Origin of the sequence: Kitasatospora sp. Root107, from assembly GCF_001424875.1 — a bacterium.
GTDB lineage: Bacteria > Actinomycetota > Actinomycetes > Streptomycetales > Streptomycetaceae > Kitasatospora.
Genome location: NZ_LMCT01000011.1, coordinates 244,871 through 264,041, shown reverse-complemented (window position 1 = coordinate 264,041; position 19,171 = coordinate 244,871). Strand labels below are relative to the sequence as shown.

At 70.4% G+C, this 19,171-nt stretch carries 20 protein-coding genes; 6 read left to right on the top strand and 14 right to left on the bottom strand.

Annotated features, from left to right (window positions below; all coding sequences use genetic code 11):
- Nucleotides 1–65 precede the first annotated feature (65 nt).
- The gene (locus tag ASC99_RS11285) at nt 66–1,505 is read left to right on the top strand and encodes a GuaB1 family IMP dehydrogenase-related protein (RefSeq protein ID WP_057230801.1); all 1,440 of its coding nucleotides are present in this window, start codon (nt 66–68) and stop codon (nt 1,503–1,505) included.
- Nucleotides 1,506–1,795: 290 nt separating this feature from the next.
- Nucleotides 1,796–2,692 carry a hypothetical protein gene (locus ASC99_RS11280; protein WP_157531482.1) on the top strand — a complete coding sequence of 299 codons (897 nt, stop codon included), beginning with the start codon at nt 1,796–1,798 and terminating at the stop codon, nt 2,690–2,692.
- Between the two features lie 329 nt (nt 2,693–3,021).
- On the opposite strand, the gene ASC99_RS11275 is transcribed toward ASC99_RS11280, so the two are convergent.
- Nucleotides 3,022–3,504, bottom strand: coding sequence for a hypothetical protein (locus ASC99_RS11275; protein WP_057230797.1), 483 nt, complete (start codon nt 3,502–3,504; stop codon nt 3,022–3,024).
- A 167-nt stretch (nt 3,505–3,671) separates the two neighbouring features.
- Between ASC99_RS11275 and ASC99_RS11270 the strand changes: the two genes are divergently transcribed.
- The 3 genes from ASC99_RS11270 to ASC99_RS11260 are packed head-to-tail and all read left to right on the top strand — an operon-like array spanning nt 3,672 to nt 4,939.
- Nucleotides 3,672–3,956 carry a hypothetical protein gene (locus ASC99_RS11270; protein ID WP_157531481.1) on the top strand — a complete coding sequence of 95 codons (285 nt, stop codon included), beginning with the start codon at nt 3,672–3,674 and terminating at the stop codon, nt 3,954–3,956.
- 52 nt (nt 3,957–4,008) lie between these two features.
- Nucleotides 4,009–4,380, top strand: coding sequence for a hypothetical protein (locus tag ASC99_RS11265; protein WP_157531480.1), 372 nt, complete (start codon nt 4,009–4,011; stop codon nt 4,378–4,380).
- 58 nt (nt 4,381–4,438) lie between these two features.
- Nucleotides 4,439–4,939 carry a hypothetical protein gene (locus ASC99_RS11260; RefSeq protein WP_057230792.1) on the top strand — a complete coding sequence of 167 codons (501 nt, stop codon included), beginning with the start codon at nt 4,439–4,441 and terminating at the stop codon, nt 4,937–4,939.
- An 88-nt stretch (nt 4,940–5,027) separates the two neighbouring features.
- Here ASC99_RS11260 and ASC99_RS11255 read toward each other — a convergent pair whose 3' ends face one another.
- The gene (locus ASC99_RS11255) at nt 5,028–5,594 is read right to left on the bottom strand and encodes a hypothetical protein (RefSeq protein WP_057230790.1); all 567 of its coding nucleotides are present in this window, start codon (nt 5,592–5,594) and stop codon (nt 5,028–5,030) included.
- Between the two features lie 329 nt (nt 5,595–5,923).
- Between ASC99_RS11255 and ASC99_RS11250 the strand changes: the two genes are divergently transcribed.
- On the top strand, nt 5,924–6,379 hold the full coding sequence (locus ASC99_RS11250; RefSeq protein WP_235502405.1) for a hypothetical protein: 456 nt from the start codon (nt 5,924–5,926) through the stop codon (nt 6,377–6,379).
- Nucleotides 6,380–6,427: 48 nt separating this feature from the next.
- On the opposite strand, the gene ASC99_RS11245 is transcribed toward ASC99_RS11250, so the two are convergent.
- The 12 genes from ASC99_RS11245 to ASC99_RS11190 all read right to left on the bottom strand — a co-directional run bounded on the left by ASC99_RS11245 (nt 6,428) and on the right by ASC99_RS11190 (nt 19,149).
- Entirely contained in the window at nt 6,428–6,643 is a 216-nt protein-coding gene (locus ASC99_RS11245) for a hypothetical protein (protein ID WP_057230787.1), read from the bottom strand.
- Between the two features lie 232 nt (nt 6,644–6,875).
- The gene (locus ASC99_RS11240) at nt 6,876–7,610 is read right to left on the bottom strand and encodes a DUF5995 family protein (RefSeq protein WP_057230784.1); all 735 of its coding nucleotides are present in this window, start codon (nt 7,608–7,610) and stop codon (nt 6,876–6,878) included.
- Nucleotides 7,611–7,739: 129 nt separating this feature from the next.
- Nucleotides 7,740–8,789 carry a polyprenyl synthetase family protein gene (locus tag ASC99_RS11235; protein WP_235502404.1) on the bottom strand — a complete coding sequence of 350 codons (1,050 nt, stop codon included), beginning with the start codon at nt 8,787–8,789 and terminating at the stop codon, nt 7,740–7,742.
- Complete coding sequence (locus ASC99_RS11230) at nt 8,786–10,177, bottom strand: cytochrome P450 (protein WP_057230782.1); 1,392 nt, start codon at nt 10,175–10,177, stop codon at nt 8,786–8,788. The genes ASC99_RS11235 and ASC99_RS11230 overlap by 4 nt, the downstream gene beginning before the upstream one ends.
- Before the next feature lie 2 nt (nt 10,178–10,179).
- A complete protein-coding gene (locus ASC99_RS11225) occupies nt 10,180–11,232 on the bottom strand; it encodes a hypothetical protein (RefSeq protein ID WP_057230780.1) in 1,053 nt (350 codons plus the stop codon).
- 87 nt (nt 11,233–11,319) lie between these two features.
- On the bottom strand, nt 11,320–12,714 hold the full coding sequence (locus ASC99_RS11220) for a cation:proton antiporter (RefSeq protein WP_082598242.1): 1,395 nt from the start codon (nt 12,712–12,714) through the stop codon (nt 11,320–11,322).
- A 1-nt stretch (nt 12,715) separates the two neighbouring features.
- Nucleotides 12,716–13,894 (bottom strand): acyl-CoA dehydrogenase family protein, encoded by a 1,179-nt coding sequence (locus ASC99_RS11215; protein WP_057230775.1) that lies wholly within the window; start codon nt 13,892–13,894, stop codon nt 12,716–12,718.
- Entirely contained in the window at nt 13,891–15,492 is a 1,602-nt protein-coding gene (locus ASC99_RS11210; RefSeq protein WP_057230773.1) for an amino acid adenylation domain-containing protein, read from the bottom strand. The genes ASC99_RS11215 and ASC99_RS11210 overlap by 4 nt, the downstream gene beginning before the upstream one ends.
- Nucleotides 15,489–16,229, bottom strand: a complete 741-nt coding sequence (locus ASC99_RS11205; RefSeq protein WP_057230976.1) for a thioesterase II family protein — start codon at nt 16,227–16,229, stop codon at nt 15,489–15,491. The genes ASC99_RS11210 and ASC99_RS11205 overlap by 4 nt, the downstream gene beginning before the upstream one ends.
- Nucleotides 16,230–16,264: 35 nt before the next feature.
- Nucleotides 16,265–16,531, bottom strand: coding sequence for a phosphopantetheine-binding protein (locus ASC99_RS11200; RefSeq protein ID WP_063857057.1), 267 nt, complete (start codon nt 16,529–16,531; stop codon nt 16,265–16,267).
- A 20-nt stretch (nt 16,532–16,551) separates the two neighbouring features.
- Nucleotides 16,552–17,505, bottom strand: a complete 954-nt coding sequence (locus ASC99_RS11195) for a chlorinating enzyme (RefSeq protein WP_057230772.1) — start codon at nt 17,503–17,505, stop codon at nt 16,552–16,554.
- A gap of 231 nt (nt 17,506–17,736) precedes the next feature.
- Nucleotides 17,737–19,149, bottom strand: a complete 1,413-nt coding sequence (locus ASC99_RS11190) for an MFS transporter (protein WP_057230770.1) — start codon at nt 19,147–19,149, stop codon at nt 17,737–17,739.
- Between the last annotated feature and the right edge of the window lie 22 nt (nt 19,150–19,171).

Below are 19,171 nucleotides of genomic sequence, written 5' to 3'. Positions count from 1 at the left end.
GCGCCCGGCGGTCAGACCGCAACCGCACCCGAGGTCTACCTTCTCCCAGCCAGAGAGCCCTTTTCATGCGCTTCCTGAACGACATGTCGCCCGCTTACGACTTGACGTACGACGACGTCTTCATGGTCCCCAGCCGTTCCGCGGTGGGCTCCCGGCAGGGTGTCGACCTCTCCTCCAACGACGGCAGCGGCACCACCATCCCGCTCGTGGTGGCCAACATGACCGCCATCGCCGGCCGACGGATGGCCGAGACGGTCGCCCGCCGCGGCGGCCTGGTCGCCATCCCGCAGGACATCCCCACCGAGGTCATCTCCGACGTCATCGGCTGGGTCAAGCAGCGCCACCTGGTGCACGACACCGCCGTCACCCTGGCCCCCGGCGACACCGTCGCGGACGCCCTGTCACTGCTCCCCAAGCGCGCGCACAACGCGGTCGTGGTGGTCGAGGGCGGCAAGCCGGTCGGCGTGGTCACCGAGTCCGACTGCCAGGGCGTGGACCGGTTCACCAGCCTCTCCGAGGTGATGTCGCGTGACCTGGTGCTGCTGGAGGAGGGCATCGACCCGCACGCGGCGTTCGAGAAGCTGAACGAGGCGCACCGCAAGCTCGCGCCCGTGGTCGACGCCGAGGGCAAGCTGGTCGGCCTGCTGACCCGCAAGAACGCGCTGCGCGCCACCCTCTACACGCCGGCCACCGACGCGGCGGGCAAGCTCCGGATCGCCGCCACCGTCGGCATCAACGGCGACGTGGCCGGCAAGGCCAAGGCGCTCGTCGAGGCCGGTGCGGACGTGCTCGTGGTGGACACCGCGCACGGCCACCAGGAGTCGATGATCAGCGCACTGCGCGCGGTCCGCGGTCTCGACCCGCAGATCCCGATCGTGGCGGGCAACGTGGTCTCCGCCGTCGGCGTCCGCGACCTGGTCGAGGCCGGGGCGGACATCCTCAAGGTCGGGGTCGGCCCCGGCGCGATGTGCACCACCCGAATGATGACCGGCGTCGGCCGCCCGCAGTTCTCCGCCGTGCTGGAGTGCGCCGCCGAGGCGCGCCGGCTCGGCAAGCACGTCTGGGCCGACGGTGGCGTCCGGCACCCGCGCGACGTGGCGATGGCGCTGGCCGCCGGTGCCTCCAACGTGATGATCGGCTCCTGGTTCGCCGGCACCTACGAGTCGCCCGGTGACCTGCACACCGACGCGAACGGCCGCCAGTACAAGGAGAGCTTCGGCATGGCCTCGGCCCGCGCCGTGCGCAACCGGACCTCCGAGGAGTCAGCCTACGACCGCGCCCGCAAGGCGCTGTTCGAGGAGGGCATCTCCACCTCGCGGATGTTCATCGACCCGGCCCGCCCGGGCGTCGAGGACCTGATCGACTCGATCATCGCGGGCGTCCGCAGCTCCTGCACCTACGCCGGTGCGCGCAGCCTGGCGGAGTTCCAGGAGAAGGCGATCATCGGCGTGCAGAGCGCCGCGGGCTACGCCGAGGGCAAGCCGCTGCACTCCAGCTGGGCCTGACCTCTCCCGGCCGTGGCCGGCTCCCCGCTCAGGCGGGAGGCCGGCCACGGCCGTTCGGCGGGGTGAGCAGCGCCCGGCTGACCATGCCGACCGAGCCGTCCCGCGCGGCCCTGCGGATCGGCCAGGTTGTGGATGTCGCGGTTTCCGCGGCGCCGGTCGCGTGTGGGCGGTAGAACTCTGTCGTGGACGATTGCCGAGAGGTGCGGCCGATACCTTCCGCCGCGGAGCTGCTGAGCCGGGAGGTCCGGGAAGGTCGAGAGGCTGTCGTCCAGCGGGCGTTGAGCAGTCTGATGCTCGGTCACGAACCCCGGCGGTGGAACGAGGCCGACACGCCCACAGCTCGCGGCAGGCGGTTCGTCGCGCTGCTCGATGCGGCTGCCTTCGGGGAGGTACGTCCGGGGCCCGTCCGGCTGGTCGACGAGTTCGAACTTCCCAGTCGCGACGGGGCTGAGCGGGCTGGCTGGCCGGACTTCGCGCTGCTGTGGGACGACCGGATACTGCTGATCGAGTTGAAGGCAGAGCCGGGCAGCCACTCACCCGGCCAGTGCGAGCGCTATCTGAGCCTCGCTCGCCATCACCACCCGGGCCGTCAGGTCGACTTGCTGTACGTCACCCCGACCATGGCCGTGAAAGCGCTGTCCGGCGCACCCGAGGGCTGCCACTACGTCCACACGACGTGGGCGGCGGTCCTGCCGCACATCGCGGAAGCCTGGGCCGGAACGGAGGCCCGGGCCGAGAGCGAACTGGCAACCTTCCTCGGCGACTACCTACCCCGCCTCGACCGGCCCCGTGCGCAGCGCGCCTCCTCTTCGCCGGCGGACGGGAACGGCCGCGAGGCCGCGACAAGTCCCGGCAGTTCGGAGCAGGTCAAGCCCCCGGGCATGCCGACCGTGCTCCGTACACTCCTGGAGACAGCGGCACTGGTACAGAGCGACCGCCGACAGCGGGGCGTCGACCTGCTCGACCAGGATCCGGAGTCGCTCGAGGCCGTGCGCATCCAGGGCCGAGACCTCCTGCGCACCGGACCGGTGCACGACGGCATCGCCATCACCCATGTCCAACCCTGGATCTGGCGAGCTGTCACATCCACTGGCGAGGCCTTGACCGAGAGCGGCCGCGCCACCGGGTACGAACTGCGCCTTTCTCCCTACCGCGCCCCGGTCGCCGCTGCGGAGCCATCCCGGTGAACGAGCGCCCGCAAGCAGCGATGACACGTCTGCTCCGCTGTACGGACCGCACGGGCCGTCGGGAGCGTCCACGCCTTGACGTCGTTCTCACCTATCCGGACGGGCCGCACCAGATCATCGAGATCGACGAGCGTCAGCGATTCCCTGCTAGCCCACCACGGCTGGCTCCCCACGATCCGCCTCGCGGACATCAAAGTCCGCAGCTGGACCGAGTCGGCCGGCGCACTGCAGCGCTCAGGGCAGCCTTGTATCAGCGCGGAGTGCCGACGCGTGCGCTGTACTGACATCGGCTGACGTTCGCCGGACGCGATGCGGCTCGCCGCAGAGCGTCAGGCAGTCGGCAAGGTGCGTACCACAAGGACGTCGAGGCCGAGCTCGTCTCCGGAGATCGGGAGACCCGCCCACAGGGCCATCGCAGCAAGCAGGTTGAGGGGGCGTCGCGGCTCACAAGTGACACCAGGGACGCGTGACGGGCCGTCAGTGAGGCGGGCGAGCACCGCGCGGGCTGCAGCTTCGGCGTTGGCCGCGTGTTGGCCTCCGGCTACCGCGATGGGCTTCCCGGTCGAGGATACGAAGGCTTCGGCCAGCAGCAGGCGAGCCTGTCCCGGGTTGAACCGGTCGACCTGGGTGGTCGCGGTCGCGCCCGGAGCGAGGCTGTGGAGGCGTGAGAGCATCCATGCGCCTTGCGCCAGCCCGGTGGCCAGCGAGCCCGCTCCGGCGCCCGCGGACCACGGCCGGTTGCCCTCCCCAGTACGGGCCTTGCCCAGATAGCGCCAGGACTCCCTGTCAGGAGTGGGCACGGGGACGGCCATCGGCGCCTCAACGGCCAGGACCGCGCGCCCCGAACACTTCCTTGACGTCGTCAAACCGGGCCATGGCCGAGATCCTATGGTCCGTTAGGCTCTGTCCTGCCGATCAGTGAGTGCGTCCGCGCATCAAACCGACTGCTCGGGTTTGCTGGGATGCCATGATTCCGATCATGGACACGCGTACCTGGTTGGGTGACACCGGTGGACCCGTGGACGATGCCTTCCGGCTCGTCCGTGAGCAGGTGCCAGGGTTGGTGACCGAGCGTCCGGACGGAATCGACGGAGGAGACAACTCGCTGTTCTTCGTCCGGGTCGAGGGAAGCGTCGAAGCGGTCGAGGTGGAGTGCTGGCCGGGAGGTCGGCCTCCGTTCACTGTGTCTGACGAGTACTCACAGCTCGATGCCGCTGATCCCGCTGCGGCGGCCGCAGCGATTCTCGAATTTCTCAGGGCCTGAGTCCGGCGTGCTGTCCGGCCTGCGGTGGAACGGAGTTCAGGACCGCATCCAGATGACAAGAGCCGCTGCGGTGACGGGTGCGGGGCTTCCCCCCGACGAGCGGCACGTCCTGCGCTCGGTGTCCCTACTGGACGCCTTCGACCTCCCGCTGGCCACCCAAGCCGCTGGCCTCACCCACGAAGCCGCCGCGCAACGGCTCGTTGAGCGCCCCATCGTCAGCGAGAACCCGTACGCAGTGTGGCCGTTCCACCTGCACGCGCTGATCCGCTCCACCACCCGCAGCGCCGACAACCAGACCGACGACCGCTGGTCCACCACAGACTGGCAGCGGGCCGCCGAGCGGGCGTTCTCCGCCCTTGGCGACCAGCTGAACAGCAGTCAGGCCCCGGGCCGGTTGCTGCTGACCGCTGCCTTAAACCCCTAGGATCGCGACCGGGCCTCGGCAGACCGTGCCGGGGCCCGCTCGCGATCGGGGGAGTTCGATGAGGATACGGAACGGCCTGCTGGCGGCCGCGCTGCTGACGGCGCCGCTAACCGCGTGCGGCAGTGCGGCCGAGCCGCCACCGGCCGCCGCGCCGACCAAGCTCGAAGTCCGCACCAGCACCGAGGAGCTGACCGCACGTCTGCCGAAGCTGGGCCAGATCGTCGGGGCACACTGGCAGTTCGACCCGCACGACAACTCGGGCGGGCGGGTGCCTGGGCCGTCCGACTACTACATCGATGCGGTGTTGCGGCTCCAGCCAGGGGAGGTGGCCCGCCTACTGAAGGGGCGGGAGGCCAGGGATACGGCGCTTCCGAAGGTCTCCCCGGTTCTCGCCGCCTTCCTGCCGAACGGCGCCGTCTGGTTGCACAGTGCGAAGCTCGACCGTGAGCTGGCCCTGGCCGATTCGGCAACGTTCTGGCTCGACCCGGCGTCCGACAGCGTCTACCTGTCCGCCAACAACCTGTCCGCGCCGGAGATCTCGACTCCGTCTGCCGGGTGACGGCAGAAGCGCCCCAGCGACGTGCTTGTCTTTCGTCCTGGACGAAACTGGTTCGGTGCCGAGCGGCCAGCGATACCCGGCGGTCGCGCTACTTCACTACGGTCCGAGGGGCACCGTCCGGCGCCAGCTCGATCAGCTGGACCTCGCGCTCCTTACCAGGGACAGTGGTCACCTTGATCCGGTCCGGACCGTCCCACTCCACACCGACCAGGCCGTCACCGCTGACGGCACCGACCTTCCAGCGGCGGGCAGTGAAGCCACTGCCCTGCTCGACGTAGATCCGGACGTACGGTTCAAAGTCCCGGTCCTTCTCCACCACCAGCTCGCGGTCGGCACGGCCCGGCGCGGCGTGACGTCCTGTCTCGTCAGCAGACGAGGACAGGACAACCAAACCGACAGGGAAGACGACCACCACCACTGCCAGGGTCATCCAGAAGATCGACCGCTCCCCCGGCCGAGTGCCCTTCAGGAGCGCCAGGAAGAAAGCGAGCGCACCGGCCGGGAGGAGGACGAGCGGCTGATGCAGGGCCTGCAGCCCGACCGGAGCGCCTGACCGGAGCGTCGCGGCGAAGCCGACCACCTCGACCAGCAGCAGCAGGAGAGCCAGCAGGTAGAGGTACCGGCCGACCTTCTCCGCTCTCAGGTTCCCCGTCATCCTCAGCCCCCATCACCGCACCGTCGTTCGTCCCGAGTGAGGGTACGTCAGATCTGCGGACGCACTGCGCGCCGTGCTTTCGCAGTCCCCCTCCGGCAGGTCCGGGCGTCCGCCGCGCGAGACCACGGCCCCGACGCAAGTCACCGGGTCCGGGGCGGATGGGGTGAGAGCCCTGGCAGCGGGCCCGGGGTCAGGCCCCGGCGCGGGTACGGGCCGGTGGTACGGGACCGTTCGGAGGGATCGTCGTGATCGGCCGGACAGCTCCTAGTCCCCGCCCACGGTGGAGCAGGGCAGCTTCCGTCGGAGGCCGACCACGCATAATGCGGGTCATGGATCTGCGACCAGAGCTCCAACCCCCGCCCGTGCCGCGACAGCGCCTCGCGGAGCTCAGCCGTGAGATCGAGCGGATCGCCGACCTGACCTCTCACGGCGAGCCTGGTGTGGCGGAGGCGATCGACGCCTTCAACGAGATGACCGGGCACGAGTACGCGGCGCTCGACTTCGCCGAGTACCAGGGGGCGCGCAGCCTGGGGGAGTTCGCCATGGAGGCGGCCCGCCCGTTCCGTCCCCAGGTGCTTGACATCAGCCGCGGCGAACTCGCCGAGATCGTACGGAGGGTTCTGGCAGCTGACCCTGAGAGTGACTACTACCTGCGGCTCCTCGAAGCGAACGTGTCCCATCCGCGTGTGACGGACTTGATTTTCCATCCCTCCGCCGAACTGCGAGGTGCCTCTGGGGAGCAGATCGTCGATGCGGCGTTGAGCTACCGGGTGATCCCTCTGTAGCGCACTACACGGTCGGACCGTGCCTCGCGACTGCTGTGGGGCCCCTGGCTACCAGAGCCGGCGATCGATGAACTCCGCCCAGATGAACCCGTGGTAGCCGTCGAAGGCCGGCGGGTCGATCTCCGTGAGCTCGCCGGCGAGCCGCTTCAGTTCGGCCAGAGCCTCGTCCTCATCACTGTCGGGGTCGTAGAGAATCTCGGAGCGGCTGACTTGCAGTCCAGGCCGCCACCGTGCCGGCGTCAGCGGTCGCGCCGCTGCCTTCACCGGCCCACTCCACCAGGTTCTGGCGGGTTAGCGAGGTCATTCTCGGCTCACTCATCCTCGAAACCCACTTCACCAGCTCCCACCGTCAACCACCCCGCTGTCCCGCACCGCAGCTTTCCAGACACCCACGACAACGAGTCGGGTGCCGTTCCCATCCAGGAGGGCGGGGACGAGTAGGTGCTGACGCGCCTTCAGGATCTCGTTGGTGCAGGCCCCCAGAGCGTCCTCGCCGTCATACGGCCGGCCCAGGGCCGGTGACGGCGGACTGCGGTACCCCGGCATTGCCCGGTCCGTTGAGCGGTGTCAGGAGTGCTCGGCTGACCATGCCGACCGAGCTGGACAGCGTCGCGGCCATGGCGTCCCGGACGAATGGGATCTCGCGTAGTTCCCAGAGTGTGAGGGTGGTGGCCCAGGCGGCGTCGCGGGCGCGGTCGATGCTCCAGACGCCGATCACGTGCAGCAGTGGGTCGGCAAGGTCGAGCACTTCGGGGCCGGGCAGCAGTTCGTCGCGTACCTCGTTCTCCACCTGGGCCAGCAGAGCGTTGATCCGCAGGTAGTCGTCCTCGAGCTCGAGCGGCTCGCAGTGCAGCGTTCGGCAGGTGTCCAGTACGGCGAGCGGCAGGTCGTGCTCGATGTGCGCGTTCATCCCTGCCAAGGCAAATTGCAGCGGGTGGATGCCCGGGTGCCAGCGCAGTTCGAACAGCGGTCGCCAGCAGGCCGTAGGCCGGTGTCCCGCGCTGTTCGCGTCGACGGCCGCCAGGTAGCGTGCCGCGAAGGCGGCGTCCAGTTCGGCGACGGCGACCGGGTCGTCGAAGTGCGCCTGCGTCAGTTGGTCGCGGATCAGCTCGGTGACGGTGAGGTACATCCGGTTGAAGACCGCCACCCCGTCCGGCTCCGCCAGTCCCGCGCCGATCTCCCGCATCCGCTCGACCACCTGGTCGATGGTCAGTACCTGGTTGATCGTCATCCGGTCCCCGTCCTCTCGGCCGCGACAGCGAATCCTCACCTTGGCAGTCGCCTGCCCCCACCGGAAGCCGCCGCGCCACGCGTGGAGGTAGCCGGTGATTGCCTGAGATCGGATGCGACCCCCGAGTGCTCAGTTGTTCCGGTACGCGGCCAGGGTTGCCGTGGCGGCGAGCTGGGCGCGCCATTCCGGGGACAGGCCGGCGGTGTCGAGGGTGGCGCGGGCGCGGGTGACGAGGTGGGCTATCCGGGCCTCGACCTGGGCGTGGACGGCGCTGCCGCGGAGGCGGTCGCGGATGACGGCGATCTCGCCGGTCTCGACCAGGGCGCGGATGCCGACGTCGGAGCGCATTGCCAGTGAGAGCAGCAGGGTCATCTTGCCGCGGCCGAAGTCCCCACCCGCCGGTTTGCCGCTCGTGCCGCTGTCGCCGAACGCGTCGATGAGGTCGTCGCGCAGCTGGAACGCCTCTCCGAGGGCCTCCCCGTACTGCTCGAAGACGGCGGTGAGATCGGTGCGGCCGGCCAGCAGGGCACCGAGCACCAGCGGGCGGTGGATGGTGTACCGGCCCGACTTCAGCACCGCTATCTGCCGGGCCAGGTCCGCGTCGGGGGTCAGTTCGACCGCGGCGGCGACGTCCAGGGCCTGGCCGGCTATCAGTTCGGCCTTGAGCTCGAACCACTCCTCGGTGACCGCCGGGGAGAGGTCGGCCATCAGGTAGTCGGCGTACGCCCAGGCCAGGTCGCCGGCCAGGACCGCCACCGATTCGCCGTAGCGGCGGGGTTCACCGAACCAACCGCTCGCCCGGTGGATGCCCGCGTGCCGCGCGTGGACCGTCGGCTGCGAGCGGCGGCGGTCTGCATCGTCCATCACGTCGTCGTGGATGAGCGCTGCGGCGTGCAGGAGTTCCAGGGCCATGGCGGCCCGAACCGGTCTCCTGTCCGGCCGGCCGCCGGCGGCGAGGTAGCCGCTGAGCAGGAATCTCGGGCGCAGGCGCTTGCCGCCGGCCCTGATGAGCTCCGTGACAGCCCGGGCCGGGGCACCGGCCCTCGGGTCCGCGGGCGACTGGCGTCGGCTCTCACCGGCAAGGAACGTGCGCAGTCCGTCCTCGACCTCCGCCAGCATGGAGCGCAGGTCCGCCTGGTCCAGGGTGTGTGCGGTCCCGCGTACCGGAGCCGTCGTCATGGTGCCGTCCTCTCCGGGTGTCGTGCCTCGACCGGCTGCCGTGCCTCGACCCGCATGAGGGACTCCTTCGGCCGCAGGGTGGAGCGGGCCACCGCCCGGGCCGGGTGGTCGGTGACGGACCGCAGCCGCCAGCGGCCGGCGAGCGCGGCGAGCGCGATCGTGATCTCGGCGTAGGCGAGCGACTCGCCGATGCACTTGCGTACGCCCGCCCCGAACGGCAGAAAGGCATGGCGGGGGATGGACCCGGCCCGCTCGGGGAGCCAGCGGTCCGGGTCGAACCGGTCGGGGTCGGGGAAGACCGCCGGGTCGCGGTGAAGGGCGTACGGGCTGAAGAACACGTCCGCTCCCTCGGGGATGCGGTGGCCGCCGAGGCTGACCTCGGCGGTGGTGCGACGGGTCAGGATCCAGCCGGTCGGGTACATCCGCAGCAGTTCCTGGATGACCCTGCCGAGGTATTCGAGTCGCGGCAGGTCGGTGTAGGCCACCGGGCGGCCCGCCAGCACCTGGTCGAGTTCGGCGTGCACTCGACGCTCGACATCCGGGCGGGAACTCAGCACGTGGAAGGCCCAGAGCAGCAGGGTGGCCGACGTCTCGGTGCCGGCCACCATCATCGACCGGATCTCGTCGTGGATCTGATGGGTGGTCATGCCCTCACCGGTCTGCTCGTCGCGCGCCAGCATCAGCATCGACAGCAGGTCGTCCTGGTCCAGCTCGCCGGCCCGGTAGTCCGCGATGATGCCGTCGACCACCTCGTAGAGCCGCCGCAGGTCGGCCGCCTCGCGCTGGTTCACCGGGAGCGGGAGCCTGTGAACGAAATCGACCGGCAGGAAGGCCCGTCGTCCGACGCCCGCGACCAGGGCGGGCAGGGTGCGCCGGATCTCGGCGGCCGCCTCCGGGGTGAGGCCGGAGAAGAGCGTTCTGGCCAGGATCTCCATGGTCATGCCGTTGAGGTCACGGCCCAGGTCCAGTACCTGGCCGTCGCGCCAGGAACCGGAGACGGCTGCGACCGAGTCGATCGCGGCGCGGGCGTAGATGGCCATCCGGCTGTGGTGGAAGGCCGGCTGCGACAACCGGCGCTGGCGCAGGTGCAGTTCACCGTTCGAGGCGGCGAGACCGTTCCCGAGCAGCTTCCTGGCCTGGTCGAACAGGCTGCCGCCCTTCTCGAACTTGCTCTGATGGGTGATCAGGATGTCCTTCAGGAGTTCCCCGGTGCTGACCATGTAGGCCGGCCGGGTGCCGATTCTGAAGACGACGACCTCGCCGTGGTCGCGCAGTTCCTCGACGAAGTGCAGCGGCCGCCGGGCCAGCCGAAGGGCGTGACCGAGCAACGGGACTCCGCCCGGCAGGACGGGCGTGGGGAGGAAGGCGTGAGGGAGGGTGCCGGGCATGGTCAGCGCGCCTTTCCGGTCCGTACGCCGCGCGGTGCGGCGCCGTGGGTCAGGTACTCCGGCCGCCGCCCGGCCGCGAGCTGACCGGCGTACCTCCTGGTCGCGAGGGACCAGTCGTAGGTCACCCGGAGCTGGTGGGTCATGGCTCGGATGTAGCGGTCGGTGCTCATCCGCTCGTACGGGTCGCAGGACAGGCGCACCAGGAGGCCGGGTATCCCGGCGGCGTTGTGCAGGAACTCCTCGGTGAGCCCGCCGACCCTGCGACGGATCTCCTCGATCACCTCCCCGCGCGGGCGACGGCTCCCGGCCTCCAGGACGAGCACCAGGTTGTGCGTGTCGCCCCGGGCCTCCTCGTGCTCGACCGAGTGAACGTCGTTGCAGTGGGCGAGGATGTCGATCTGCAGCTCGCTCAGCCGGCGCAGCGTCGGATCGGCCAGCACCCGCTCCGGGACCTCGTAACGACCGGTCCGTTCCGCGGCGTCGAGGTACACGTACATCGCCATGGTCTCCCGGCGCAGAGCGAGGTAGCCGGCCAGGTCAGGGACGGTACGGGCGCGCCGGGCGTCGGCTTCGGCGAGGAAGGAACGGAGGAAGCGGGCCCAGCTGCGGCCCGCCCGGTCGCGCCACTGCTCGGTCATCGGAGCGTGCAGCCGCGCCCACAGGTCGGCGGTGGCGGCGGCCAGTCCCTCCGCCCCGGCCGGGGCGGAGGCGGTGACCGGCCCCTTCGCCCCGGTCACCGCTGTGAGTGCGGCCACCACGGCGGCGGCGAACGCCGGGTCGTCGCCGGCCGGGCCGTCGAAGAAGTCGTCGCAGACCGCGGTCCAGGTGATGACATCGGTCATCAGGTCCAGATCCGGACCACCGGCCTTGGGGCAGAAGCCGGCCGCGACATCGGCCAGTCGCATGGCCAGGAAGTACCCCACGGCGGCGTCGGTCGGCCGGAGCAGGCCGTGCTGCACGGCCCAGTCCACGCCGCGCCGCTGGGCCTGCTCGACCGCGTCCGGCACCGGTTTCGGCGCGGTGAAGGGGAGATGGAAGTCCACATCGGTGGGCATGCTCTCGGTCTGTCCTTTCCTGGTGGCGTCCCAAGGCACCGGCGGCCGGTGCGGGAGGGGCGGCGGTGGACCGCCGTCGGGCACGGCTCAGCTGCGGGACGCGAGCTCCCGGGGCGGCACCGGTGTTTCGCTCGGCGTGGCACCCGGTCGGCGGCCGGGGCCCGCGAGCAGGCGCAGCAGCGGGCTGGTCATCACGGTGGTGCCAAGCGCGACGAGGGTGAGAATGGCGAGCATCCGGGCGTCGATGATCCCTGCGCCGTAGCCGATCTGAATGACGATCAGCTCGGTCAGGCCACGGGCGTTGAGCAGGACACCGACGACCAGGGCGGGCCTGCGCTCCATACCGGTGAGCCACGCGCACAGACCCGGCCCGGCGATCTTTCCGAAGGTGGCCATGGTGAGCAGCCCGAGGAAGACCAGGATGGTCCCGCCGTCCCAGTCCAGCGCGCTCAGGTCCACCGTCAGGCCGAAGCCGAAGAAGAAGAACGGCAGCAGGACGCCCTTGGCCGTGCCGGTCAGCCGCTCGGTGACGGCCACCGGGGCGGCCGGCCAGGCGAGCCCGACCAGCAGGGCACCGATCAGCTGGTGCACGCCGATCGCCGCGGTGAGCGTCGCGGCGGCCGAGACGCAGACGACCAGGACCGCCACGGTCGCCGCGCTGCCGTGGTCGCGCTCGGCCCAGCGGGCCAGCAGCCGTTTGACCGGCCCCAGGAAGAGCACCACCACGGCGACCGCGGCGGCACCGTTGAGCAGCAGCGTGGTGGGGTTCGAGCCGTGTACGGAGGCCAGGATCGCCGCGAGGGCGAGCCAGCCGGCGCCGTCGCCGACAGCCGCCGCGAACAGGCTCAGCCGTCCCGCTTCGGTCCGGGAGATCCCGAGGTCGGCGAGGAGCCGGGCGAGAACGGGGAACGCGGTGATGCTCAGGGCGCAGCCGATGAAGAGGACGAAGGCGAGGCCGTTGCCGTTCGGGCCGGCGTACCGGGCGGCCAGTGGAACGGCGATGACGGTGCCGAGGGCGAAGGGCACCAGCACCGAGGACTGGCTGACCAGGACGGCCCGGGCCGCCGCGCCGCGGAGCCGCATGCCGGCGAGTTCCTGGCCCACCCCGAACATGAAGAGAACGAGGCCGAGTTGGGCCAGCCCGTCGATCGGGCCGAGCGTGCTGTGCGGGAACAGCCAGGCCAGTACGTCCGGCGCCAGCTTGCCGAGCAGCGAAGGCCCCAGGGCAAGGCCGGCGCAGATCTCCCCGATGACCCGGGGCTGCCCGAGCCGCTGGGCGAGCACGCCACCGAGGTGGGAGGCGGCCAGCACGGCGGCGACGGCGAGGAAGAAGTGGCCGGTGGCACCGAGCTGCGGCCCGGCACCGGAGCCGGTGCCCGCGCCGGTGCGGGGCAGGCCGATGGCGGTGAGTGCGACGACGGTGAGCGGGAGCACGGTGGTGACGGCGACGGCCACCGCCACCCCGGCGGATTTACGGGCCATCTCAGTTCGCCTCGAAGATCATGTCGCGCAGCAGCTCGCTGGCCCCCGCGGCGATCGTGCCGGCGGTCGCGTCCCGGTGCACCCGGGCGACCTCGGAGCCTTCCAGATACCCCAGCGCCCCGTGGTACTGGGCGCACACCTGGGCGGCGGACAGCGCCAGTTCGGTGGAGCGCAGCTTCAGCACCGAGGAGGTGCGGGTGTCGAGCCGTCCCCGGGAGTGCAGCCAGGCCGCGTGGTGGGCGTAGCGGCGCACCAGGTCGAATTCGCCGTACAGCTCGCCGAGTCGGTGCCGCACTGCCTGGAGCGAGCCGAGTGGCACACCCTTGACCCGGCGGGTGCGGACGTGACGGTCCACCAGGTGCAGGGTGTGCCGTACGCCACCGACCGCCAGCAGGCCCGCAACGAGGCGTTCGAAGTCGAGGGCGCGCATCAGCTGGAGCAGCGCGCGGTCGCGGCGGCCGAGCAGGGCGTCCGCCGGGACCTCGACGCCGGCGAAGTCGATCTCGGCGATGTCGGCGGCACGCCAGCCCGCCATCGGCTGTGGGCGCCGGGTGATGCCCGGACTGTCGGCGTCGACCAGCAGCAGGCTCGCCCCGGTCAGTCCCCGGGCGGCCGTGCCGGCGGGCCGGCTCGTCCGCGCCAGCACGACGAGCAGGCCGGAACCGGTGCCGTTGGCGACGTAGCTCTTGTGGCCGTCGAGCACGAAGCCGGCCGTGGCGTCGCCGCCACGCGGCGCGGCGTACGTCCGCAGCTCCCGCAGGTCCGAGCCCGCGTCGGGCTCGGTGATGGCCAGCGCCGTGACCCGCTCGCCACGGTGGGCGGCGGGGAGGTGCGCCGCCTGCTGCTCCGCGGTCCCGAACATCAGGACGTAGGAGAGGGCCATGTACGCGTGGACGCCGACGGAGGCCCGGACGCCGGCGTAGCCGGTCGCGCCGAGTTCCTCCAGCAGAACGGCGCTGCGCAGGAAGTCGTCGCCCGTGTGGCCGACCTCCAGGAGACCCACCGCGCCGAGCGCCTTCCAGCCGTCGGTGCCGATGCGGCGCTGCTCCTCCCAGACGTCGGCGTGGGGCAGTACGTGCTCCGCGAGCTGCTCCCGTACCAGGGCGCGGAATTCGTCGTGCGCGGCGTCGAGGAAAGGGAACTCGTGGGCCAGGCTCCGGTCGGGCAGGGAGGTGCTCATGACGACACCCCCACGGAGACGGGAAGAGCGCCGTGACCGGCCAGCAGGGCCCGCCGGTCCACCTTGCCCGTGGCGGTCAGGGGCAGCGCCTCGCACAGCCGGACGACGGACGGGACCATGTAGGCGGGCAGCCGGACGAGCAGGTGGGCGCGGAACTCCTCGGGAGCGCGCCCTGCCGCGTCCGGCACCACGAAGGCGACGAGTTCCTGTCCGCCCTGGCCGTTCGGCCGGGTGGTGACGAAGCTCTGCCGCACTCCGACGTGCGCATCCAAGTGGTAGGCGATCTCGCCGAGTTCGATGCGGAAACCGTTGACCTTGACCTGGTCGTCGAGGCGGCCCTGGAAGACGAGGTGGCCACGCTCGGAGAGGCAGGCGCGGTCGCCGGTGCGGTAGAGCCGTTCCCGTACCCCGTCGAGGTCGAGGTCGACGAACTGGCGCGCGTTGGTCTCCGGCAGGCCGAGGTAGCCCGGGGAGAGGCCGGGACCGGCCAGCAGGATCTCACCGGTCTCGCCCGGTTCGCAGAGCCGGCCGTCCTGCACGACATAGGCGCGGGTGTTCTGGATGGGGCGGCCGATGGGGAGGCTGGACTCGTCCGGGTGCAGCTGGCGGACCGGGTGGTAGGTGGCGAAGGTGGTGCACTCGGTGGGCCCGTAGACGCTGACGATGCGTTCGGTTCCGTACACGCGCAGCGCGGTGGCCATGTGGGTGAGGGAGTGCGCCTCTCCGCCGGTCAGGACGGTGGTCACGGTCGCCAGGGTGTCCGGGGCCTCGTCGACGACGGTGTTGAAGAGCGCGGTGGTGAGGAAGAGCACGCTCACCCTGTGCTCGGTCAGGACCCGGCGCAGCCGGCCGAGCCGGATGAAGGAATCGGGGTACAGCACACAGGTGCCGCCGTGCAGCAGAGCGCCCCAGATCTCGAAGGTGGCCGCGTCGAAGGAGGCGGGCGCCAGCTGGAGCAGGACGGTGTCCTCGTCCAGGCGGGCGTAGCGGGCATCGTGGACGAGCCGGACGATGCCCCGGTGGCGCACGGGTACGCCCTTGGGGGTGCCCGTCGAGCCGGAGGTGAAGTTGATGTACGCGATGTCGTCCGGCGAGCCGCGGTACGCCGGTGAGTCCTGTCGCTCCGTCAGAGAGCCCTGTTCGACCGGGAGGACGTGCCGGCCGGGCAGCCGGGCCAGCACGTCCTCGGCGTCGTCGGCCCGGGTGAGGACGTGGGTGCCGCCGGTGCGTTCCAGCAGGGCGTGCAGCCGGTCGTCGGGCCAGGCCGGGTCGGCGGGGAGGTAGGCGGCACCGCACTTGACCGTGGCCAGCAGGGCGATGATCAGTTCGGCGGAGCGGGCCATCCGCACGGTCACGGTGTCGCCGGGGCGGACACCCGCCGCGCTCAGGCGGGCGGCGAGGTCGTTGGCGAGCCCGTCCAGTGTGCGGTAGTCGAGGCTCCCGCCGGGGTGGACGAGTGCGGTGGCGGCGGGACGGCGGGCTGCCTGGGCCTCGAACAGCTCCTTGACCCCGAGCTCGGGGTAGGGGGAGGTGGTGCCGTGGTTGAGCGCCCGGTGTGCCGCCAGTGCGGCAGGCGTCGGGCGGTGCGGTGCGGTCATGAGGATCCCCCCAGCCTCTCGTTGATCGTTTCCAGCAGTCGGTCCCGGTGCGTGTCCAGGAAGAAGTGGCCGCCGGGCAGTTCCACCAGGTCGCAGCCGCGGCTGGTGTAGAGCTGCCAGTCGCGCATGGCGTCCCGTCCGTCGACGGGGTCGTGACGCCCGTACAGCGCGGTGATCGGGACGTTCACGCCCGGTGTCCCGTGCCGGTCGTCCCACAGTTCCGCCAGCCGCATGTCGGCCCGCATGGTCGGCAGGAACAGCCGCATCATGGCGCTGTTGTCCAGAATCTCCGCAGGTGTGCCGCCCATGGCGCGGACCGCGTCGAGGTAGCGGTCCTTCGGCAGTTCGTGCAGATAGGGGCGCGCCTGTGGAGAGTTGGGACTGCGGCTGCCGGAGACGAACAGCCGCCGGGTGGCGCCCGGACAGGCGTCGGCCGCCAGCCGGGTCATCTCGTAAGCCAGCCGCCCTCCGAAGCTGTGGCCGTAGAAGGCGTGCGGGGCGGCGAGGACGCCGGACGCGGAGAGCACGGCGAAGGTGTCCGCCAGCAGGGTGTCCCAGTCGTCGTACATTGCCTCGGTCAGGCGGAGGCCCCGGCCGGGCAGCCTGACAGCGACCAGTTCCACTCCGTCGTCCAGGCCGTCGCCCCAGCCCCTGAAGACGTCGGGGCCGCCTCCCGCATAGGGGAAGCAGATCAGCCGGATGCGGCGGGCCCCGGTGGCTCTCCGGAGAACTGGCATCCATCGGTCGCTGTCAGGCCGCACGGCCGGCCCGCTCACTCCTTCGAGTTCTGGAGAATGGAGGCGGCGATCTCCCGCACACCACTCCGGGCGAAGAGGTCCTCCGGCGACAGGACGTCCTCACCGAATTCCTCGTCCGCCTGCGCGATCAGCCGGATCGCGGTCAGCGAGTTGCCGCCGGCCTCGAAGAAGTCGGCATCGGTGTTCCCGAGGTCGAGCCCGAGGTCCCGGCAGGTGGTGACGACCCACTGCTCCAGCTCTTCCTGGTTCAGGGACCGGGTGCTCTGTGCGCTGTTCGACACGGTGATTTTCCTTTCGGTTTCTAGCGGGACCGGAACGGGTGACCGTTGACCGTGCTGGTGACGAAACGGTTGTGCTGGAAGGTGTCCTGACCAGTGGTGAGAACATTGCCGAACTGGTCCAGGGTCGCCTGGCCGCCGAACTCCTCCAGCTCCGTGGAGTACGGGTAGACCTTCACCGAGGTCGGCAGGTAGCGGCCGGCGAAACCGAGGCGCATCTGGTCGGTGAGCCCGCTGTGCGGGTGGGAGGCGTGCATCAGGGTCGACCAGAACACGATGAACTGGCCCTGACGCATTACCTGGGAGACGGCCTGGGACTCGTCCGGGCTCCAGTTCGGGTCCTTCTGGAGCTGGCGGTAGTCGTGGCCGAAGAAGCCCCGGCGGATACCGTTCTTCTCGGTGCTGTTGATGGCGTCCGGGTTGTAGTCCATGGTCTTCGACTCGTCGTAGTTCATCGTCCGGTGCGAGCCCGGGATGAACTGCAGGCAGCCGTTCTCGATGCTGGCGTCGGTGAACGCCGTCCAGACGGTGATGGTGCCGCCGAAGTCGGCATCCTCGGGCCAGACGATCTGCGGGTGCTTGGACCCGGCGACGTTGGAGAAGTTGTCGGCCTGGTGCCAGTCCGTGCCCTCGTCGCCCGGGTACTTCGGGAAGAACTCGGAGCGCCAGCAGAGGGTGTCAGGGCCGAGGATGCTGGAGACCCGGTCGACGATCTCGGGCCGGGTGATGTGGTCCGCGAGGAAGTCGACGTCCAGGTGGCGGTCGTAGTTCGCCAGGTTGGTGTTTCCGGAGACCGCTTGGCCGCCGCCGTAAATGGCCTTCTTCGTATTCAGCAGTTTCGGGCGGAGAGCCTGGAGATTGGCCTCCATCTCGTCCTTCTCGTACAGGTCGAAGGGGCCGATGTAACCGTTCCGGTGAAACTTCTCAAGCTCTTCGGCGCTGAGGGAGAATGCCTTGGTTTCGGTGGTCGGAGCCATGTGTCGACTGTCTCGCTTTCTTGACGGCAAGCCGTGTCTGGACGTGCCTGGGTGATGGTGTTCCACGCTGGTGGCCAGGCACAGGAGAAGGCTCATCGGTATGCGCCGAGCGCGGCACCGAAAGGGAGCCTGAGAAAAATCCGCGGGAGGAGATGATTACCCGGTGATCCGAGTCCATCACGGGCCTTCGGGTCACGTCAACAGAATCTTTGACGGGTATTCAGCCAGGAGCTATTCGGCGGGCTGCGGGACGTGCTGGAAGGACTCGTTCACGTCCTCCAGGGCGCGGCCGGTCGTCGCCGGTCCGAGCAGCCCGATGTCCAGCGCGATGATGCCGAGCGTCACCGCGACCAGGGCGAACAGCACCCCTGACCCGAAGTCGTCCAGCACCGGCACCAGCAGGAACGGCATCGCGGCCGTGGTGATCCGGGACAACGAGTACGTCCAGCTCACCGCGGTGACGCGCAGCGCGGTCGGGAAGATCTCCGCCTGGTAGACGTGGTACGAGTTCGAGAAGACGTTGCTGACGGCCGTGTAGCAGAGGCCGGCCAGCACGATGCCGACCTCGCTGTCCGCGCTGCCGAACAGCAGGCCCGAGGCCGCCATCGACAGCGCCGCCGCCACGATCAGGTACTTGCGCTCCACCCGTTCGATCAGTGGCAGCGAGAGCAGCGAGCCGAGCGGGTAGCCGAGGAAGGTCACCGCACTGAACAGCAGGGAGTGGACGATGGAGTACCCCTTGGCGGAGAGCACCAGAGGGGCCATCGTGCCGAATCCGTAGCCGCCGAACGCCTGCATGAGGTGAAAGACCGTCATCATGCCCATCCGGCGCCGGTACACCGAGCTGCGCAGCAGGGCCCGCAGAGCCTCGGCGGTGGTCATCGCCCGCACACCGTCGGGATCCACCGGGTTCGCCGGATCGGCCGTCACCGGCCCCGAGGTGTCGCCCAACTCCCTGAGCGTGGCCTCGGCTTCGGCGGTCCGGCCAACCGAAGCGAGCCAGCGTGGCGACTCCAGCAGGTTGTTCCGCAGGGCCAGCACGACCAACCCGCCGGCCGACCCGATCAGGAACAGCCAGCGCCAGCCGTCGAGTCCGAGCGGGCTGAGCGGTACCACCCAGCGCGCCAGCAGGCCCACGGCCGGTACCCCCAGGAACCCGATGGTGTAGGCCCATGCGGTGTACCTGCCGCGGTACCGGGCGGGCAGCATGTCGCTGAGGTACGAGTCGGCGAGCGGCAGCACAGGACCGATGCCGAGTCCGGCCAGGAGCCGGGCACCGATCACCATCGACACGTCGGGGCTGACCGCCCCCACCGCCGAGAAGACGGTGTAGACGCCGATGGCACCCAGCATGACGCGGCGCCGTCCGAACCGGTCCGCGAGCCGACCGGTCACCAGGACGCCGATGAACATGCCGACGAAGACGGAGGCCAGGACCCCGGAGGTCTGGGTCCGGGTGAGGTCGAAGCGGCTGGTGAGCACGGTGCCCAGGACACCCGACATGAAGATCTCGAACAGGTCGAAGAACAGGGCGAGTCCGACCGTGCCGACGATCAGCCGGTGCCGCCGGGTGGGCACCAGCGCATTCATCCGTTCGGCGATCGAGGTCGCCCGGTCAAGGGGCAGTAGGGCTGGGTCGGCCATGGCTGGTCGCTCCTCGGGGGCA

What these genes read in the sequence shown, in the direction of transcription:
- ASC99_RS11285 (WP_057230801.1), top strand. Translation starts at nt 66, where the DNA reads ATGCGCTTCCTGAACGACATGTCGCCCGCTTACGACTTGACGTACGAC.
- ASC99_RS11280 (WP_157531482.1), top strand. Translation starts at nt 1,796, where the DNA reads ATGCTCGGTCACGAACCCCGGCGGTGGAACGAGGCCGACACGCCCACA.
- ASC99_RS11275 (WP_057230797.1), bottom strand. Translation starts at nt 3,504, where the DNA reads ATGGCCGTCCCCGTGCCCACTCCTGACAGGGAGTCCTGGCGCTATCTG.
- ASC99_RS11270 (WP_157531481.1), top strand. Translation starts at nt 3,672, where the DNA reads ATGGACACGCGTACCTGGTTGGGTGACACCGGTGGACCCGTGGACGAT.
- ASC99_RS11265 (WP_157531480.1), top strand. Translation starts at nt 4,009, where the DNA reads ATGACAAGAGCCGCTGCGGTGACGGGTGCGGGGCTTCCCCCCGACGAG.
- ASC99_RS11260 (WP_057230792.1), top strand. Translation starts at nt 4,439, where the DNA reads ATGAGGATACGGAACGGCCTGCTGGCGGCCGCGCTGCTGACGGCGCCG.
- ASC99_RS11255 (WP_057230790.1), bottom strand. Translation starts at nt 5,594, where the DNA reads ATGACGGGGAACCTGAGAGCGGAGAAGGTCGGCCGGTACCTCTACCTG.
- ASC99_RS11250 (WP_235502405.1), top strand. Translation starts at nt 5,924, where the DNA reads ATGGATCTGCGACCAGAGCTCCAACCCCCGCCCGTGCCGCGACAGCGC.
- ASC99_RS11240 (WP_057230784.1), bottom strand. Translation starts at nt 7,610, where the DNA reads ATGACGATCAACCAGGTACTGACCATCGACCAGGTGGTCGAGCGGATG.
- ASC99_RS11235 (WP_235502404.1), bottom strand. Translation starts at nt 8,789, where the DNA reads ATGACGACGGCTCCGGTACGCGGGACCGCACACACCCTGGACCAGGCG.
- ASC99_RS11230 (WP_057230782.1), bottom strand. Translation starts at nt 10,177, where the DNA reads ATGCCCGGCACCCTCCCTCACGCCTTCCTCCCCACGCCCGTCCTGCCG.
- ASC99_RS11225 (WP_057230780.1), bottom strand. Translation starts at nt 11,232, where the DNA reads ATGCCCACCGATGTGGACTTCCATCTCCCCTTCACCGCGCCGAAACCG.
- ASC99_RS11220 (WP_082598242.1), bottom strand. Translation starts at nt 12,714, where the DNA reads ATGGCCCGTAAATCCGCCGGGGTGGCGGTGGCCGTCGCCGTCACCACC.
- ASC99_RS11215 (WP_057230775.1), bottom strand. Translation starts at nt 13,894, where the DNA reads ATGAGCACCTCCCTGCCCGACCGGAGCCTGGCCCACGAGTTCCCTTTC.
- ASC99_RS11210 (WP_057230773.1), bottom strand. Translation starts at nt 15,492, where the DNA reads ATGACCGCACCGCACCGCCCGACGCCTGCCGCACTGGCGGCACACCGG.
- ASC99_RS11205 (WP_057230976.1), bottom strand. Translation starts at nt 16,229, where the DNA reads ATGCCAGTTCTCCGGAGAGCCACCGGGGCCCGCCGCATCCGGCTGATC.
- ASC99_RS11195 (WP_057230772.1), bottom strand. Translation starts at nt 17,505, where the DNA reads ATGGCTCCGACCACCGAAACCAAGGCATTCTCCCTCAGCGCCGAAGAG.
- ASC99_RS11190 (WP_057230770.1), bottom strand. Translation starts at nt 19,149, where the DNA reads ATGGCCGACCCAGCCCTACTGCCCCTTGACCGGGCGACCTCGATCGCC.